The sequence below is a fragment of the Fibrobacter sp. UWT3 genome, from assembly GCF_900230125.1.
Lineage (GTDB): Bacteria > Fibrobacterota > Fibrobacteria > Fibrobacterales > Fibrobacteraceae > Fibrobacter.
Window position 1 is genome coordinate 114,398 of record NZ_OCSS01000001.1, and the last position, 19,729, is coordinate 134,126.

The 19,729-nt window shown below is 55.4% G+C and carries 10 protein-coding genes; 8 read left to right on the top strand and 2 right to left on the bottom strand.

From position 1 onward, the window contains the following. Positions 1-61 precede the first annotated feature (61 nt). The 6 genes from CRO08_RS00515 (at position 62) to CRO08_RS00540 (ending at position 12,376) form a co-directional block, all read left to right on the top strand. Positions 62-925 carry a DUF4423 domain-containing protein gene (locus CRO08_RS00515; RefSeq protein ID WP_097034635.1) on the top strand — a complete coding sequence of 288 codons (864 nt, stop codon included), beginning with the start codon at positions 62-64 and terminating at the stop codon, positions 923-925. Further along, on the top strand, positions 922-2,163 hold the full coding sequence (locus CRO08_RS00520; RefSeq protein ID WP_141398170.1) for a carboxypeptidase-like regulatory domain-containing protein: 1,242 nt from the start codon (positions 922-924) through the stop codon (positions 2,161-2,163). Before CRO08_RS00515 ends, CRO08_RS00520 begins: the two co-directional genes overlap by 4 nt. 160 nt (positions 2,164-2,323) lie before the next feature. Next, complete coding sequence (locus CRO08_RS00525; protein ID WP_097034637.1) at positions 2,324-4,573, top strand: carbohydrate-binding protein; 2,250 nt, start codon at positions 2,324-2,326, stop codon at positions 4,571-4,573. A 206-nt stretch (positions 4,574-4,779) separates the two neighbouring features. Then, complete coding sequence (locus tag CRO08_RS00530) at positions 4,780-7,005, top strand: carbohydrate-binding protein (protein WP_097034638.1); 2,226 nt, start codon at positions 4,780-4,782, stop codon at positions 7,003-7,005. A gap of 471 nt (positions 7,006-7,476) precedes the next feature. Then, a complete protein-coding gene (locus CRO08_RS00535) occupies positions 7,477-9,705 on the top strand; it encodes a carbohydrate-binding protein (protein WP_255252179.1) in 2,229 nt (742 codons plus the stop codon). Positions 9,706-10,258: 553 nt separating this feature from the next. Beyond that, positions 10,259-12,376 (top strand): carbohydrate-binding protein, encoded by a 2,118-nt coding sequence (locus CRO08_RS00540; RefSeq protein WP_097034640.1) that lies wholly within the window; start codon positions 10,259-10,261, stop codon positions 12,374-12,376. Between the two features lie 93 nt (positions 12,377-12,469). Here the strand turns inward: CRO08_RS00540 and CRO08_RS00545 are convergent, their stop codons facing one another. Continuing rightward, complete coding sequence (locus CRO08_RS00545; protein WP_073113535.1) at positions 12,470-13,411, bottom strand: aldolase catalytic domain-containing protein; 942 nt, start codon at positions 13,409-13,411, stop codon at positions 12,470-12,472. A 483-nt stretch (positions 13,412-13,894) separates the two neighbouring features. Here CRO08_RS00545 and CRO08_RS00550 point away from each other — a divergent pair, with 483 nt between their 5' ends. Together CRO08_RS00550 and CRO08_RS00555 are read left to right on the top strand one after the other, a co-directional pair. Then, positions 13,895-16,027, top strand: a complete 2,133-nt coding sequence (locus CRO08_RS00550; RefSeq protein ID WP_097034641.1) for a glycoside hydrolase family 9 protein — start codon at positions 13,895-13,897, stop codon at positions 16,025-16,027. 134 nt (positions 16,028-16,161) lie between these two features. After that, a complete protein-coding gene (locus tag CRO08_RS00555) occupies positions 16,162-18,312 on the top strand; it encodes a M6 family metalloprotease domain-containing protein (protein WP_176495010.1) in 2,151 nt (716 codons plus the stop codon). Between the two features lie 53 nt (positions 18,313-18,365). Here CRO08_RS00555 and CRO08_RS00560 read toward each other — a convergent pair whose 3' ends face one another. Then, the gene (locus tag CRO08_RS00560; protein WP_097034643.1) at positions 18,366-19,679 is read right to left on the bottom strand and encodes a hypothetical protein; all 1,314 of its coding nucleotides are present in this window, start codon (positions 19,677-19,679) and stop codon (positions 18,366-18,368) included. Positions 19,680-19,729 lie beyond the last annotated feature (50 nt).

A 19,729-nucleotide genomic window follows, 5' to 3' on the forward strand; every position in this document is an offset into this window, starting at 1 on the left:
GTCAATGAAAGATGGGCTGCAATGTAAATTTTTCTAATTTGGAAAAGGTATCTTATTGTTGATGGTTACTTTTTCGGACATAGCGGACTACCGCGATTTTTTGAAGGACTACTACGACCGCCGCAAGGCGGAGATGCCCTTCTACAGTTATCGCATGATGGGCGATAAGCTGGGGCTGGATTCCAGCTACCTCTACCGCGTGTTGCAAAAGAAGCAGCACCTCCCCGCCCATGCGTTACAGGCGGCCAAGGAAATTTTGGCCCTGAGCGGTCGCGAGGCCGAATACTTTGATTTGCTCTTCTCTGCCGCGGTCAGCAAGGACAAGGCGAAGAAAGAAGAACTCATGGCGAAGGCGCTTTCCCTTCGCGATGTCGAACGCCACAGCCTCCAGGCGGCGGAACTCAAGCTGCTCGAGAACTGGTGGATCCCTGCCGTGCGTGCCTACCTGGACTTGAACGGCGGCGTGGTGAACGTGAAGCAGATTGCAAAGGACATCTGCCCCCCGATTTCGGAGGAGCAGGTTACCGAGGCTATTGAAATCCTGAAAGAGGTGGGCCTGGTGAAGAAACTTGCCAGCGGTCGACTTGCCCTCACGGATGCGCACCTCACGGTAGGTGGCCCCGAAAAGGCACAGGCGGTCCGCAAGTTCCAGCGCCAGGTGCTCTCCCTTGCCAGCGATTCCCTGGATAACGTGCCCGTTACCGAGCGCAACGTGTCCACTCTTACCCTCTCCGTAGACCAGGCCTGTTTCGAGGATTTGGGCGATATGCTGAGGGAATTCCGCAGATTAGTGCAAAAACGGGTTGACGAAGCCAAGAATTCCGACCGCGTTATGCAACTTTCGATGGCATTTTATCCGGTCGCCAGAAAAGGAGGCTTCCCTGAAAATGCTATAATGGGGGAAGGCGCAGGAGTTAAAAAATGATGAATAGGGTGTGGAAATTAGGGTTGGCGGCACTGGGTGGAGCCCTTGTCGCGTGTTCCGGTGGAGACAGCGGTGTCGCCGGATCATCGATGGAAACTGAGAATTCCATCGCCCTTTCCGTTCAGCTCGCCGATGGGTCACCGGCGGCACGTGTTCGCGTTATTGTTCGCCCCGACAGCTACTTGGCCGGGGCTGATTCCCTCGAAGATTCCCTCGTGGACGAGAATATGAACTTCGAGACGGATTCTACGGGCAAACTCATTCTGGATAACCTGGGCTACGGCAGCTACATTGTCGAGGCCAGGAGCGATTCCCTGAAGGGCGCCTCCAAGTTCAACTACAGGTCGTGGCAGACCGAGGGCGGCCGTGTGTCCTTGCACTTGGGCAAGCCTGGTCTTGTTTCGGGCCGAGTGCTGGTCGAGGATGACGAGGATGCCTCCGAAGTTACGGTGGCGGTCCAGGGCCTTGATTACAGCGTTATGGCCGATGGTATGGGCAACTTCGAGTTCAAGTCGCTCCCCGCGGGCTTCTTCGAGATGGTCGCCTTCGTGCAGACCGATAGCGTTGTCGTGGACGATTCGGGCAAGAAGGGCAAGGTGCGTGTCATCCGCAAGCTCGGGTCCTCCATTGCCAATGTGCGTGCCGGTCAGGAAAGTGCGGTGGTTATCGATACCCGCCCGCAGGATTCCCTCCCGTCGTTTGTTTTCGAGGACTTCGAGGGTAGCATCGATGCGTGGAAGGTCCAGCATTCGGAAAATGCCAATGGCAGTATCGAAATTGTGGATGCGGGCCTTGGCCGCGAAGGCAAGGCCGCGCATTTCACGTGCGAGAATGACTCCAACTACAACTGGGTGCTGATGGGCCGCTCGCTCGGTGGCATGGTTGATATGAGCAATCTCGATTCCATCGTGTTCTGGGCCCGCACCGATATCGTGGATACCGCGAAGCGCAAGTACATTTCGTTCTCGCTGGACCTGAACGTCGATAGCACGTCCGAACTGACGAGCGGCAAGGCCTGGGTCCACTTGGATGTGGATACGACCTGGAACCGCTACGTGGTGACTCCGGACGACTTCCTGGAACCCGATAGCAACAAGACTGGCGGAAACCTCGGCTGGGATGTCGTGAAGCGCAACATTACCGACATATCCATCTTCGGCGGTACGGGCGGTGAGTTCTGGATCGACGATATCGAGGTGTTCGGTTACTCCAAGTTTGTCGCTAGGGACCCGGAATAGCGCGTTTTTGACCGAATTTGGCCATTTTGGCCTTGACAATTTATCAATGAATGTGCCGTGACGAACGGTACATTTTTTGTTTTTTGGGGGTATCTTTATTATCAAAGGGATGTTTGTGGTGTGGATGTTGCTCACGGGCTTCCCCTCATAAGGAGTTATTATGAACGTGTGGAAAAGCGTGGGCGCGCTCTGCCTGGGCGCAGGCCTTGCTACCTTCGGCCTTGCCGACAACCCGATATCCTCTTACCATTACCTGGCGGACCCTTCGTGTGCCTCCGATGGTGATACCTTCTACATCCTGACCGACGTCGACGACTACAACAACCAGACCAACTGGAACTACGACATCGTCGGCCTTTTCGCGTTCACTTCCGAAGATATGAAGAACTGGACCGACCACGGCATGATTTTCCGCTCCAAGCGTGAATTCGGCAGCTACCCGAACAACACCTGGGCTTCGGGCATCGCCGTGAAGAACGGCAAGGTCTACATAGTTTACCCCGATGGCGCGAGCGGCGTGGGCATGATTACGGCGCCTGCGATTGACGGCCCTTATACCGACCCGATTCAGGCGTCTCATGGCGTGAACAGAATCGCCGGCGGTGGCAGCAGCGTTATCGGTGGCTGCGATGGAATCGCACACTGCTTTGACCCGGGCATCTTTTTCGATGACGACGGTTCGGGCTACGTGATTTTCGGCGGTGGCGAAAGCAGCCAGCGTCCTTACGGCAACAACTTCGACATCATCAAGTTTAACGAAAGCAACGGCAAGATTACCATGGACAAGAACTCCCTTACGCGTGTCCAGTTGCCGAACTCCTTCGAGGCGCCGTACCTGCACAAGAAGGGCAGCACCTACTACCTGAGCTTCAACAACCGTAGCCAGATTATTGATTACGGTACGTCCAACAAGATCATGGGCCCCTACAACTATGTGGGCCAGGTCATTCCGGGCATCGGTTCTGTGCCCGATGCTCACGGCGAAGGCGGCAACAACCACCATGGCTTTGCCCCGTTCAAGGACAAGTGGTATGCCGTTTACCATGACCGTCGCCTGGTGACATCTGACAACCACCCGACAGCCTGTACCCAGCAGGGCGTATGCTCGGTGAACCCGAATTACGAGAACCACAGGAGTGTGTCTATTGACGAACTCACCTGGAGTGGCGACAAGATGAACAAGCTGACCTTTACCCGCGAAGGCCCGAAGCAAATCAAGAACTTCGACCCGTACAGGACGTACAAGGCAACGACGAGTTCCAAACAACTTAATATCCGCAGCCGTACGGACTGGACCAAGGGCCAGCCGGTGAAGCACGTGCTGACTCCGCAGGCATCCAAGGAATCTTGGATTCGCGTGAGTGGCGTGGACTTCGGTAACGGTGCGCAGAACCTCCGCGTGAAGGCAGCGAGCGTGGCTGACGGTAACAAGATTGAAATCCATAAGGGCAGTGCCAGCGGTACGCTTGCCGGTACCTGCAACCTTGCAAAGACTAGCGGCTGGCAGGATTATGCCGATAACGACTGCGAAATGAGCGGCCTTACCGGCGTTGTCGATCAGCTGTTCTTCGTGTTCAAGGGCTCTAAAGATTCTACCATGGGCATCCTTGAATGGGAATTCCAGGGCACCAAGCGTGAACCTGAACCGCAGACTGCATTTGGTGGCAAAGCTTGGGCTGTTCCGGGCAAGATCCAGGCCGAAGATTTTGACGTGCCGGGTTACGGTGCGGGCAACGATTCGTACAGCGACAACGATTCCGAGAACCACGGCTTCGAAAAGGCGAAGAGTGCTGCAGATTCCGCGAAGGTCGATTACCGCAAGGAAGATGCCCCGTCTGTTGACCTTTACGCGAATGCGACCGGGATTATCGTGGGCTACAACCAGTCCGGCGAATGGCTTGAATACACCATCGATGTCGCGAAGGATGGCGACTACACGTTCTTTGCCGCCGTGGCGACGGACAACCAGAATGCGGGCTTCGTGATGTCGGTCGATGGCAAGGACATTACGGATACTATCCTTGCCGCCAAGACTGATGTCGAGGGCAGCTTCGATGACTATGCCAAGGTACAGAGGAACGTGACGCTCACTGCGGGTAAACATATCCTGCGTATGACGGTTACGGGCGACTGGTTCGATATCGACTACTTCACCTTCGTGGAAGGCAAGGATGCGACGGACCCGGAACCGATTGGCACCACCGCGATTTCGAATGGGATTAAGTTCCATGTGAGCAGCGCTGCTACTTACCAGGTGTTTGACCTTGCGGGTACGATGCTCGGCAAGGTGGAACTTGCCAGCGGTGCCTCTGCGGCCCAGGTACTCAAGGCTGCGGGCTACCAGCAGGGAGTATTCATGCTCAAGCAGGTGAACGGAAACAAGAAGTTCATGACCCGCGTGACGAAATAAAACCGCTCAGTCTTTGTTCGTACAAACTCTCTCTTGTGTTTGAAAGGCTCCCGGCAGAATGCCGGGGGCCTTTTTTAAAGCACCGGAGGTGCCCGTGGACAAAACGTCAATGGTTTTTGTTTGAAAGGTTGTTAAAAATGCACGTGGGGATGGTAAATTTTATAATGGTTAGACTGCGGTGTCGCGGTTGAATATGGGATGTTAATATGAAGAAGATTTCCAAGGGAAAGCTTGGTTTGGCTCTTGCGTGCGGTCTCTTTGGTTCTGCACTTGCCGATAACCCGATTTCTACCTACCATTATCTGGCCGACCCCGGTGCCGCTGCCGACGATGAATACTTCTACATCATTACGGATTCCGACGATCCGGCGCCCGCAAATTCCGACGGCTACAAGATTTACGCCCTCTATGCATTCCGCAGCAAGGATATGCAGAACTGGACCGACTATGGCATCATCTACGACGCCCGCAAGGTGAACGGCATTAACGACATTTGGGCTTCCGGCATCGCCGTGCACAATGGCACGTTCTACATCGTGTTCCCCGATGGCGGTGGCGGCGGTATCGGCTACATCAAGGCCCCGGCTATCGATGGCCCGTGGACAAACGCCGTGGGCCAGGGCAAGGACAAGTTGGTCGGTGGCCGCGGCATCATCGGTTGCGATGGCGTTTCGTGGTGCTTTGACCCGGGTATCTTTATCGATGACGACGGCACCACCTACGTGACGTGGGGCGGCGGCGAAAGCAATAGCCGTCCGAATACCGACAACTTCGATATCGTCAAGCTGAACGACGCGAAGGATGCTCCGGTGGGTAACGGCTCTCACGTGAAGGTGAACAACCTCCCGACCCGCAAGATGCTCGAGGCGTCTTACATCCACAAGCACGGGAGCAATTACTACTTCTCTTACAGTACTGGCTGGCAGCAGGGTGCACCTACCATTGACTACGGCATGTCGAACAACGTAATGGGACCGTACACCTGGAAGGGTACCATTCTCGGCGACCCGAGTATGAATGGTCGAAGCATTAACGGCAACAACAACCACCATGGTATTGCCGAATTCAAGGGCCATTCTTACGTTGTCTATCATGACCGCCGTATTGCCAAGGGCCATAACGGACTTGAAATTATTCCGGCCGATGACGGTCAGCCGAAGCCGAACGAAGGTTACCACCGCAGCGTTTCTGTTGATGAAATGTTCTACAACAACGATGGTACTATCAAGACGGTCACGGTGACGAACGAAGGCCCGAAGCAGATCGAGAACTTCGACCCGTACGACTGGTATCCGGCGCTCACGAGTTCCAAGCAGAAGGGCATCCGCAGCCGTTCCAACTTCGTGCAGGGCAAGAAAGCCGAACACGTGCTGATTCCGCTTTCCAGCAAGGAATCCTGGATCCGCGTAAGTGGCGTGGACTTCGGTACCGCGGCAACGGGCTTTACTGTCGAGGCTTCGAGTGCTGCTGACGGCAACAAGATTGAAATCCGCACGGGTTCTGCGACGGGTACGCTCGCAGGTACCTGCACGCTCAAGAATACCGGCAACAAGAATACCTATGCCGAAAACAAGTGCGAAGTCGATGGCCTCAAGGGCATCGTGAACCAGCTGTTCCTCGTGTTCAAGGGCAACCAGGATTCTACCATGTACGTGAAGGCTTGGGGCTTCGAGGGCAGTGGCACCACGCCTCCGGAACCGCAGAAGCCGTTTGGCGGCAAGGCCTGGGCTATCCCCGGCAAGATCGAGATGGAAAACTTTGACGAACCGGGTACTGGCCGCGGCGCGGGTGTCGATTCCTACAACGAGAACGATTCCGAGAATCACGGTGATAGCGACTTGCGTGAAGGTACCGGTGTCGACCTGTACAAGAAGGCTACTGGCGTAATCGTGGGTTACAACCAGGTGGGCGAATGGCTCGAATATACCGTGAACGTGAAGGAAGCGGGTGACTACACCATGTTTGCCGCCGTCGCTTCTGCCAATAGCACTTCCGGCTTCCAGCTCTCCATCGATGGCGAGAACATCACCGATGCGATTGCCGTCCCGCAGGCAAGTTCCGGCGAAGAGAATTACGATGACTACAACAAGGTTTCTGCCAACGTGAAGCTCCCCGCGGGCGAACACATCCTCCGGTTTACCGTTACGGGCGACTGGATGGATATCGACTACATCAACTTCGTCGCGGGCAAGGATGCCGAAGATACTGACCCGCTCGAAGGCACTACCGCGATCAAGACCGTGGCTCAGTTCAACTCGTTCGGGTCTTACACCTACCGCGTGTTCGACCTGAAGGGCAAGCAGGTGGGTACGGTGAATCTTGATGGTGCACATGTGGGCGATGCGCTCCGTGCTGCAGGGTTCAGCAAGGGCATGTACATGCTCCGCTCCCTCCGCGGTGAAAAGAAGTTTATGGCCAGGGTGGCGGAATAAGCCCGAAAAAGGCCAAAAAGAGTCCCTAAACACCACACATCCAGACCGGCGCCTTTACGGCGTCATAAAAAGCACCCCAGGCGTGTCCCGGGGTGCTTTTTTTTGCCTCATGCGCCGAAGGCGCCCGTGCGCTTAAACGCCGCTTCCCTAAGGCAAAAACCCTGTTCCGGGCGATTATGCGCGCGTCGGGAGGGTCTTAGGGAGGGGGCGGCGCGCGAACCCGCCCTAGTCGCAAGCACCGCAGGTGCGCGTGCACTTAATTGCCTCAGCCCTAAAGCAATTGTCATATTTTAGGCGATTATGTGCGCGTCGGGAGGGTCTTAGGGAGGGTGAGCCGTGCGAACCCGCCCTAGTCGCTATTGATAAATAGTCAATGAGAAGTCGGCTCGTGGGTGGGAAAATCGCCATTTTCGGAGGTAGATTATAGTCAAGAAAGGGCAATTTTGCCGTTTTAACATAGGGATGTGTAAAATGAAGAAGTCTTTTATGGGAAAATTTGGCCTCGCTGCCGTGTGCGGCCTGGCTGCATCCGCTCTCGCGGACAACCCGATTTCCAGCTACCATTACCTCGCCGACCCGGGTGCCGCTGCCGATGACACCTACTTCTACGTCATTACCGACTCTGACGACCCGGCGGCAGCCAATGCCAACGGCTACAACATCAAGGCCCTCTACGGTTTCCGCACCAAGGACATGAAGAACTGGACCGACTTCGGCATTATCTACGATGCCCGCAAGGTTGACGGTATCGGCGATATCTGGGCGTCCGGCATTGCTGTGAACCCCAACGATCACAGGCTTTACATCGTGTTCCCCGATGGCGGTGGTGGCGGCATTGGCCTCATCGGCGCCGACAGCATTGCCGGCCCCTGGACGAACCCTGTTTCGGGCAACAAGAAGCTCATCAACAACTGGGGTGGCGGTATTTCGGACTGCGACGGCATCGGCTGGTGCTTTGACCCGGCAATCTTCTTCGATGACGACGGTACGGGCTACTTCACGTTTGGTGGCGGCAGCAGCGATAGCCGCCCGGCAAATAACAACAACAACGACATTTTCAACATCTACAAGCTCAACAAGGACATGAAGGGCTTTGATGTGAGCACCAAGACTCACCTGAAGATTGGTGGCCCGAAGGCGATGGAAGCTTCTTACATCCATAAGTACAAGGGCAACTATTACCTGTCTTACAGTACGGCAGACCTGCGTATTGCCTACGGCATGTCCAAGAACCCGATGGGTCCCTATGAATACAAGGGAATATTCATGGGTAACCCGAACATCAACGGGCAGAACATCAACGCGAACAACAACAACCACCATGGCATTGCCGAATTCAAGGGCCACTGGTACGTTGCCTACCATGACCGCCGCATTGCGAACGGTTACGATGGTCTGGAAAAGATTCCTGCCGATGACGGCCAGGCGAATCCGGTACCCGCATTCCACCGTAGTGTGAGCGTGGATGAGTTCTTCTACAACAACGACGGCACCATGAAGGAACTGACCTTCACGAAGGAAGGCCCGAAACAGATCGAGAACTTTGACCCGTACGATTGGTACCCGGCACTCACGAGTTCCAAGCAAAAGGGCATTCGCAGCCGTTCCAACTGGACTCCGGGCAAGGTTGCCGAACACCTGTTGCTCCCGCTTTCCACGAAGGAATCCTGGATCCGCGTGAGTGGCGTTGACTTTGGTACTGCAGCCACCGGTTTCGTGGTGCAGGCCGCAAGCACTGCGGATGGCGACAAGGTTGAAATCCACACGGGTTCTGCGACAGGTACGCTCGCCGGCACCTGCACGCTCAAGAATACCGGTAACAAGAATACCTTTGCCGAGAATTCCTGCGAAGTCACTGGCCTCAAGGGAATCGTGGAACAGGTGTTCCTCGTATTCAAGGGCAGCAGGGATTCTACCATGGCTATCAAGGCATGGGGCTTCGAAGGCAGCGGCACGACTCCGCCGGAACCGCAGAAGCCGTTCGGTGGCAAGGCCTGGGCGGTACCGGGCAAGATCGAGGCCGAAAACTTTGATGAACCGGGTACGGGTCGCGGTGGCGACATTGATTCCTACAACGAATCCGATTCCGAGAACCACGGCGATAGCGACCTCCGCGAAGGCACCGGTGTTGACCTCTACAAGAAGGCGACGGGCATCATCGTGGGCTACAATACCGAAGGCGAATGGCTTGAATACACCATCAATGTGGCGAAGGAAGGCGACTACACGCTCTATGCCGCAGTTGCCGCTGCCGGTAGCACCTCGAGCTTCAAGTTCTCCCTCGATGGAACGGACATTACCGAAGAAATCACCGTGCCCGCGGCCAGCGAAGGCGAAGAAAACTACGATGATTACAACAAGGTCAAGGCGAACATCAAGCTCCCTGCGGGCGAACATGTCCTGAGGCTCACGGTTGTCGGTTCCTGGTTCGATATTGACTACTTCAATATCCTCGAAGGCAAGGATGCTGAAGATACGGAACCGATTAGCACGGATGCCATCGAGACTGGTGTTGCGTTCAAGGCCGTACCGTACGAAACCTACCGCGTGTTTGATCTGAAGGGCGCTATGGTCGGTAAGATCCGCCTGGACGGTGCGACTGCTGGCGAGGCCCTCCGTGCGGCAGGCTTCAACCAGGGCGTGTACATGCTCCGTTCCCTGACCGGCAACAAGAAATTCATGGTGAATACGGCAAAGTAATACCATAAAAGAGTCCCTAAACACCACACATCCAGATTGATGCTTCTCAAGAGCGTCATGAAGTGCCCCGGAGCCCCGCTCCGGGGCTCTTTTTTTACGCACCGAAGGTGCCCACGAAGACACTTGTGTCGAGTGTTGGGAGGGTCTTAGGGAGGGCCAGCCCCGTGGGCGCCCTCCCTTGTCTCAAACACCGAAGGTGCGCGTGCGCTTAATCGCCGATACCATAAAGCACAAACCCTGTTTCAGGCGATTATGCGCGCGTCGGGAGGGTCTTAGGGAGGGTGAGCCGTGCGTATGTCCTCCCTAGTCTCAAACACCGAAGGTGTGCGTGCACTTAATCGCCGATACCATAAAGCACAAACCCTGTTCCAGGCGATTATGCGCGCGTCAGGAGGGTCTTAGGGAGGACTAGCCGTGCGTATGTCCTCCCTAGTTCTTATTGCCAAAACGTCAATGGAAAAAATGGCGCGATGTGCGTTTTTTTGAGCTTTTTCATCTAATTTTAGGTTATGGGACCGCAATCCTGCGGGTTTCTGTTTGGCAAAGGGATGTTATGAAAAGTTTGAATCAAAACAGCGTTGTTAAGGGGGCGTGGAAGACTGCACTCGCGTTGGGTTGCGGTGCGTTGGTTTCGACCGCTTTCGCATCGACTGTCAATGTCGATGTTACCGACGAACACCAGGTTATCCGTGGTTTCGGTGGCATGGTGCACAACCAGTGGCAGGGCGGTGGCGGCCTTTCCGAGGCCGATGCCAAACTTGCGTTCGGTACGGGCGATGGCCAGATTGGCTTGAACACGCTGCGTATTCCGGTGTATGCGAACTCCAGCGACTTCAACAAGGAAGTGCAGGCTGCCAAGTACGCCAAGAAGTATGCCGGCGATGACTTTATCTTGTATGCAACGCCGTGGACTTCTCCTTATGCGGGTGCAAACCAGCACATGTCTTCGTCTAACTACCAGAAGTATGTGGACCACCTGAACGGCTTTAACGATTACATGAAGAACCAGGGCGTTCCCCTGTACGCCATCTCCATCAGTAACGAACCGGACTGGTGCGGTGAATGGGCCTGCTGGAGCGCCGACGAAATCTACAACTTCACCAAGGGCTATGCCGACAAGATGCGCAAGAACGGTGCCAAGGTGATTTCGACAGAATCCTTCCGCTACGACAAGAACCTCTACAACAAGGTGCTGAACGACGCCAACGCCCTCAAGAACTGGGATATTCTCGGAGCGCACTTCTATGCAAGCGACAGAAACACCGGGGACAATTTCTTCCAGTATTCTCTTGCAGACCAGAAGGGCGTAGAACGCTGGATGACGGAACACTACACCGAAAGCCAGGGAAGCGGCAACTACTGGCGCACGATTACGAATACGGGTGACCAGGCGAACCAGAACAAGCGTGATACCGTGAACGCCATGGACGTGGCTTACGAAATCCACCGCGCCATGGTCGTGGGCAACTTCAACCAGTACACCTGGTGGTATATCCGCCGTTGCTACGGCCTCATCATGGAGAAGGACTTCGGCAACAAACTCCAGATACCGTCCAACGAAATCGGCAAGGTCTCGAAGCGCGGCTACGTGATGAGCCAGTTCGCCCGCTTTATCCGTCCGGGTGCAATCCGCGTGGGTGCGACTGATAAGCCCGAATCGAACCTGTTTGCGAGTGCCTACAAGAGTTCCGAAGGCGACTCCGTCATCGTGGTGCTCGTGAACCGCGATTACAAGAATTCCAAGACCGTAACGGTTAACGTGAAGGGTGCCGATGTGGAAACATTCCACGTGTACACGACGAGCCAGGCAAAGAATGCCAAGTATGAAGGCGAAGTCGAAGTGAAGAACGGCTCCGTGACTATCACCATGGATGCGGGTAGCTCGGAATTCAAGGACTGCATCGTGACGCTCGTGGGCGTGGGCACTCCTGCTGACCCCGTACCTCGTGAACCGTTTGGCGGCAAGGCGATTGATTTGCCGGGCAAGATTGAGGCCGAAAACTTCGACATCCCGGGTACCGGCAAGGAAAACAAGACCTACAACGAAAATGACTCCGAAGACCACGGCGAGACCAACTACCGCGAAGGCACGGGTGTCGATATCTACAAGAAGGCGACCGGCTACATCGTGGGTTACAACCAGGCTGGCGAATGGCTCGAATACACGGTGAACGTGAAGGAAGCGGGCGACTACACCTTCTTTGCTGCGGTTGCATCTGCCAATGCGACTTCCGGTTTCAACATGACCCTCGATGGCAACGAGCTCACGGGCGATATCTCTGTCCCCAAAAACGATGGCGAAGAGAACTACGACGACTACAACAAGGTGCAGAAGAACGTGACGCTCCCTGCGGGTGAACATATCCTCCGCTTTACGGTGGTCGGTGACTGGATGGACGTGGACTACTTCACCTTCGTGAAGGGCAAGGATGCTACAGACCCCGAACCGATCGGTGGCGATACCAGCACCACGTTTGTGAATGCGAAGTTCCAGATGTCGAACGAATCCATGGAATACCGCATCTTCGACATGGGCGGTAGCTACCTCGGAACGGTGCGTGCTGCCGGAATGCAGGAACTGCGTGCGGGCGCTGCGGACCTCGCCAAGCGTGGAGGCATGTTCATCGCGAAGTCCGCTGCCGGTGCACTCCGCATCCGCGTGACTCAGTAAAGCATCTCAGTGAACACTGGGTTGGTTGAAAACAAAAGGACCTCGGCAATCGCCGAGGCCCTTTTTCTAATGGTTTATTGTTGGTGTTCGACCTTAATCGTTCATCATGTGGTTGTAGAACTTGGTGTAGTTGTCCTTGTCTTCGGTCTTGCGGATGGCGATGGCATCCTGCGGGTGGCGGTTGAGCATGCCCGTAATCATCTGCGGGATGATGTAGCCCCATTCATACTTTTCCTTGAGCGGCAAGAACAGTTCCTGGTAGGCGTCGAGCACCGGGCGCAGGTCGTACTTCGGATTCTTGAGGAAGCCGAGCAGGAGTTCTGTGGTGCAGTTGCCTGCGCCGCGGCCCATGCCCGAGACGGAACCGTCGAGGTAGTCCACGTGGTCGATGATGGCCTGGATCGTGTTGGAGAAAGCCAGCTGCTGGTTGTTGTGCCCGTGGAAGCCGAACTTCTTGTTCTTCACGATGCTCCTGTAGCGCGTGATTTCCTTGTCGATGTCTTCCTGGTAGAAGGCGCCGAAGCTGTCGACGAGGTACAGGATGTCGGCCTTGCATTCTTCGTTCACCTGGTGGAGCGCTTCGTCAAGTTCCGGACCGCGGTCGCGGCTCACGGCCATGATGTTAAGCGTCGTCTCGTAGCCCATGTCATGGAAGGCGTTCACCATGCTGATGCCCTTGTCGATGTTCTTCACGTAGCTAGCCACGCGGAACATCTGGTAGGGGCTTTCGCTGGCGGGCTTCACGGCGTCCATGTTCACGCGGCCCACGTCGGCCATCACGGCCATCTTCATCTTGGATTCGATGCCGTCCTTCACCTTCCAGAGCAGGTCGTCGTCGCAGAACTTCCACGGGCCGTATTCCTTGGGGTCGAAAAGTTCGGGGGAGTTCTTGTAGCCCATTTCCATGTAGTCGATGCCGGCTGCGGAAAGGAGGGTGTAGAGGCGGCGGACGAATTCCAGGGAGAAGTCGTGCTTGTTGACGAGGCCGCCGTCGCGGATGGTGCAGTCGAGAACTTTGATGCTTTCGTAGTACATATTTAGGCGAATGACGAAAGGCGAGAGACGAAAGAAGTTATTCTGGCGGCTGACGCAATCGTCGTTGGTTAAGGTTGATTGGTTCACAGGCAAAGATAGGTTCTGCGAGAACGATGGTCAAGGGAAAAAGATGGCTTGATTTAAAAACTGGTTTATTTTACGCAAATATAGCGTTAAATGTGAACTAAATGCCGATATTTTGTCAAAATTGCGTGTTGATTTACGAGCGTTTAAATCCGTCTGGATAAAAAAAAGGGTTGCTGAGGCGCCGAAAGAGGGGGTTGTCTGGGTTGCCCGGGGGTACACCCTTACCCAGAAAATGTACTTGGTTTGTAATCTACGCGTTATCTGCGTTAATTGAAAGTGCGCAAAACCTCGGCTTGCCATCCCCTGGGTGTTCTCCGCCTCCTGTTCCTGTGATTTTAATCGCCCTCTCCGATTTATCGTTTGGAGAAACCGCCCTGAAAACTTATATTCCTTGTCATGAAGAGAACAACGCTTATCCCACTATCCATGGCGGTTGCCACTTCGGCGTTCGCTGCGAATTTCTACTACAACCAGGTCGGTTACGATGCGGGCATGCCCATCAGCATCATCGTCAAGAGCGACGCCCAGCTTGATGGTGCCGAGTTCAAGCTGATGTCGGGCGGGAACGCCGTCCAGACAGGAACGCTTTCGAAAGGGTCGAATCCGGACAACTGGACGAACAATGGCAAGTTCTATGTGGCGAATCTCGATAAGGGTGTCGCGGCCGGCACCTATACGTTGCAGATAACCGAAAACGGACAGCCTGCGACTTCCGGCGAATTCAAGGTGGAAGACAATGCCCTTGCAAAGCTGACACTCGGTGCGGTGCTCGACTACTTCTACAATGACCGTGCGGTGAATTCGACCATTGTGGGTTGGGATTCCAAGCTTGCAGTCTACAATGGCGGTGGCAAGACCCGCGACGTGCATGGTGGCTGGTACGATGCGAGCGGTGATGTGAGCAAGTATCTCTCTCACCTTTCCTACGCGAACTACCTGAACCCGCAGCAAATCCCGCTGACGGTGTGGTCGCTTGCGTTTGCGGCGGAACGTATTTCGCAGTTGCTGGGCCAGACGAACACCAAGGCAAAGACTACGGACGAGGCTGCCTTCGGTGCGGATTTCCTGGTGCGCATGCTCGATGACCAGGGCTTCTTCTACATGACGGTGTTCGACAACTGGGGAAGCCCGACGGGCAAGCGCGAACTTTGCGCATTCTCGGGCTCCGACGGCATCAAGAGTACGGATTACCAGACGGCCTTCCGCGAAGGCGGTGGCATGGCGATTGCGGGCCTTGCGCGCGTCTCAAAACTCGGCGTGAAGGGCGACTTCACTAGCGAACAGTACCTTGCCGCAGCCGAGAAGGCCTACGCTCATTTGTCCGAAAAGCAGGGAATCGGCAAGTCCTGTGACTACTGCGATGACCACAAGGAAAACATTATTGACGATTACACTGCACTCCTTGCGGCAACGGAACTCTATGTGGCGACGGAGAAGGTGGATTACCTGAAGGATGCACGCACCCGTGCGACAAACCTTATTGGACGCCTGAGCGATGATGGGTACTTCTGGAGCGACGATGCCAAGACTCGTCCGTTCTGGCATGCAAGCGATGCGGGTCTCCCGCTGGTGGCGCTTGTCCGCTATGCCGAAATCGAAAGTAAGATTACTGTGACGATGCAAGGAGGACTTATTGATTGGTACTGCGTGGACATGATTGGGGTTAGTTGCGACAATCCCCATGCGGTCGCGGCCTTGGATGCCATCAAGACGCATTTGAACTGGCTTGTCGGTATTACGAACAAGGTAGAAAACCCGTTCGGCTATGCCCGTCAGACCTACAAGACGCAGGGCTCTATCAAGGACGGTTTCTTTATCCCGCATGACAACGAGAGCAACTACTGGTGGCAGGGCGAGGATGCTCGCCTTGCAAGCCTTGCTACTGCTGCGATGTATGCCGCCCACGCCTTGGATGGGGATGTTGCGGATAGCGTGCAAAAATATGCGACCGACCAGCTCGACTGGATTCTGGGCAAGAACCCGTACGCCACGTGCATGATGTATGGTTTTGGCAAGAAGGTTCCCCAGAAATATGACGGCCAGTCTGAATACGACGCGACGCTCAAGGGCGGTATCGCGAACGGCATTACCGGCAAGAACAAGGATGGTTCCGGAATCGCCTGGACCGATGACGGTGTAGCCGCGGTGGGATTTGATTCGATGAAGGAATCGTGGCAGGTGTGGCGCTGGGATGAACAGTGGATTCCGCATACCACGTGGTTCCTGATGGCACTTGCCACCCGTTACGACGAAAAGCCGGAGTCGATTGAGCCGCCGGTCTCCATTCCGGGGAAGGCGGCGGTGGCTTCGCGTGCTATGGTTGTGAACCTGCAGGGCCGTGTGCTTGCGGTAAGTGCCGCCGGCGCAAAGGACGGCGTTACGGTGACGGTGCTCGGGCTCGATGGCGCGAAGGTCGCCTCGGGTACATTGAATGCGGGCCGCGCGACGCTGGGCCTTGAATCCGTGAAGAGCGGCGCCTACCTGGTAAAGGTCGAGGGCTTCGGCGCAAGGAAGGTGCTTGTCCGCTAAAAACGGGGCTTTTTTGCACGAAACGGGGGCGATTTCGCCTCCGTTCTCTTTTTTTACACAGAAAAAAAAGTTTTCATGGTTCTTTTGGCTACTTTCTGACATATATTATGTCATATAAGTGTATTGGGTGCCTTATGAACTTTTTTAGGTCTTTCCCCGTTTTTGCGGTTCTTGCGCTTTCTTTCTGTGGCGCTGCGTTTGCCGTGCCCGCTTATCCAGGACTCATCGAATCGAAGCAGCCTGATGGTTCCGTAGTGCAGATCCGCGTGATGGGAAATGAGCACTTCCATTACACCGTTTCAGAGGATAGCGAACTTATTGCGCGCGACTCCCTCGGGTACTGGAACTACGCCGATGAACAGGGGAAGCCTACGGGAATGCGGTTCCACCATCGGGACAAGCGCGGTGACAAGGAACGCAAGTTCAACGAGAAACGCGATTCGAAAAAAATCCTCAAGGAATTCCAGAAGAGGGGGCGCGATAGGAAGCGTCCGCTTCATAGGAGCGAAGTCCCCCAGGAAGGCGAGGCCGATACGGCGTCCCTAAATGCAGTACCCTTTCGGGCGGCCCCCCTCCGTGCTGCCGTAGCGACCCCGACAAGCGATGTGGTGCAGATAGCGACGCGCCCGAAGTTTACGCAGAGCATGACCACTGGCGAAATTCGCGGGCTCATAATCCTTGTGCAGTTTAGTGACGTGAAGTTCAAGTCTAGTGACCCGCAGGCCGACTTCAGCCGCTACATGAACGAGGAAGGCTATCACGAAAATGGAATGCGCTGGAGTGTGCGTGATTACTATGTCGCGAATTCCATGGGGGCGTTCAAGCCCACGTTCGATGTTGCCGCTCCGGTAACGCTTTCGAATACCCGGGCCTATTACGGGACTCTCCAGATTACCTACGATGGTGCCAACTACTACGACTATCCTGACTCCGCGTTTATCGAGGCCATTAAGCTCATCAAGCAGCGCGGGGATGTCGATTTTACCCTGTACGACAATGATGGCGACCAAAAGGTGGATTTCGTATACATGATCTATGCGGGTATCGGTGAAGCCGATACGGGTGTAGAGGACGCTATCTGGCCACAGGCGGCCTACGTAAATCCGATTGCTGTTGTGGGAACGTGTAATAGGTGGGGTGGAGGTTGCGTTTCCGTTTCCCATTATGCGTGTTCCAACGAGATAAGCGGGAATGCTTACTCGCAGTATGGCCAGTCTACCAAGATTCTTGCGGGGATAGGCACGTTTGTCCATGAGTATGGCCATGTGCTCGGCCTGCCGGACCTTTACAACACGGAAGACATGAATGACCAGTCGACGCCGTTTATATGGTCGCTGATGGACATGGGCGAATACAATAGCTATGCCGAAAATGACCTTCTTGCAGGGAGTGCTCCCCCGAGGCTCACCGCCTTTGAACGCTATTCGCTCGGATGGCTTACCCCGCGCGTGCTCGAAAAGCAGAACGGCGAAATTACCTTGTATGGAATAGATCAGAACGATGCCATTCTTATCCCCTCCACGAACAAGAACGAATACTTTTTTCTTGACTATCGCGCAAAATATGATGAGATAACGCCGCTCCCGAGCAGCGGCCTGCTTGTCTGGCGCGTGAGTTACAACGCCAATGCCTGGGATAACAACAAGGTAAACGTAAAGGGCTCGTACCGCATGAACCTGATTCGCGCCGACAAGAATGACAGCCTGCAAACGGTACGGAATGGTTGGTATTCATATCGTGCTCCTACGCTTGAAGACAAATACTTGAAGGGTGACCCGTTCCCCGGAATAAAGGATGTCACGGAGTTTGACGAATTCATAACGTACGCTCGCGAGAATCTCGGGCTCCGTATATACGATATTGCCGAGACGGATTCCGCAGTCACTTTCAAGGTGAAGTGGGACGGCGTGGAAGGCTGGCCCTCAAGTTCGTCGTTGGCCGAGAGTTCTTCCAGTTCCAGCGAAATTGTAGAGTCCAGTTCCAGCGAATCGTTGAGCAGTTCCGCCATCGTGCCGGGCACGAGTTCGTCTGAAGAAATTTCGGGCATCGTAGCGGGTGCATTTGCCCCGCAGGTGCACATGACGCTTGAAGGCGGCGTGCTTCGAGTTGTTGCCCGCATTGAAGGCGAGAAGGAAATCCGCGTGTTCGACGTGCAGGGACATCAGCTCTATGCGGGCCGCTTTGCGGGTAATTCCACTGCGCTACGGTTGGGTGACTTTGCCCGCGGGGCGCACGTGGTGCGGCTGACTGCCGGGAACCGCATTCTTGCGGTCAAGCGCCTGTAGCAGGAAAGAGGCACCCCGTTCGGGATGCCTCTTTGTTTGGTTTAGGAAATTATTTACTTTACCTGTACTCTGCTTGTCTGGACTGCGTTCTTGCTCCGGATAATGGCAATGTATTGCCCCATCGGGAGTTTTTCGAACCGCTCGCACCCTGTTGTGGAATTCCTCTGCGCGACTGTCTTGCCTGTCGCAGAAACCAGGATGATGCTTGCGGGTGCATCGCCTAGCCCCTCGATAAAGATGCTCCGGCCTTGCGCGTAGATGCGGGGTGCCGAGAATCTAATTCCTTGTGCGATGCCTTGCGGCTCCGTGCTGTCGGGAGGTGTTGCGCAATCCTTGCAGGTGGTATCGCCCGCAGCGTACAGCGGGGCGAGCGCTTCGGCCCACAGGTGGTGCATCGCCTGCCCGCCCTTCTTGTCGCCGTTCGGGTGAACGCCGTCGCTCGCGAGCTGTTCCGGATGTTCCTTGAAGTAGGCGAAAAAGTCGGGACCCTTCGGGAGGTTGTTTTCTTCGGTCAGCTTGTCGACGGCCTCGAGGAATGCGGGGTTCACCTGCCAGCCCGCCTTGGAAGAATCTGTCGCGATAATGCGGGCGATAATCGGGGTGATGCCGTGCGCCTTCGCCGAATCGATAATCGTCTGCATGTTCTTCTTGTATGTGGCGAGGTTCCAGTCGCCGCCGCCCCAGGCATCGTTCGTGCCCATCTCGATGGCCCAGAACTTCACGTTGCCTGCGTACTCCAGGTATTCGCCCAAGTGCTCGACGACCTCGGAACTGTTGATGCAGCCGATGCCCCCGCGGAGCATGGCGGGCGTGTATTCCGGGAACTTCGCGTGAATGATTTGCGCCGTCGTGGAGTCGGTATCCTGCTGCTTGATTCCCATCTGGCTGATGCTCGTGCCCATGAAGAACCACGTGTCGGTTCCGCCCGCGCTCATGTCGAAAGCCTCGATTTCGAGAATCTGGCCCACGTCGCCTTCGCTCACGAACTTGAACCACGACTTTCCCGCAAATTCGATGTCGACGCCGCGCGCCATCACGGGATTGTTCTCGATGGTAGCTGCCACTTCCCAGTCGCCGTTGCTGCCGTCGGTGGAATTCGCGGAGGTCAAAATCTTGAAATTCGAAAGCGCGACGCCGCTATGCCCGCAGCCGCTCGTAAAGTCGGTGGCCCAGGCGCAATCGCCGTACGATTCCCAGTTGATTCGCAGTTTCGTGGGGCCTTCGCCCACGTTCAGCGCGATTTCCTTGGCGCTGCTGCTCTTCCAGTTCGTGAGGTAACCGTCTGTCAAGTAATCGGTCGTTGTCGCCCCCGTATGTGCCGGCAAACCGCCAGAAACCAGCTTGTTCGGGACTATGGCGTTTGCCAAACCAACCCAGAAACACACCGCTGAGGCGACAACGACTTTTTTATTCATGC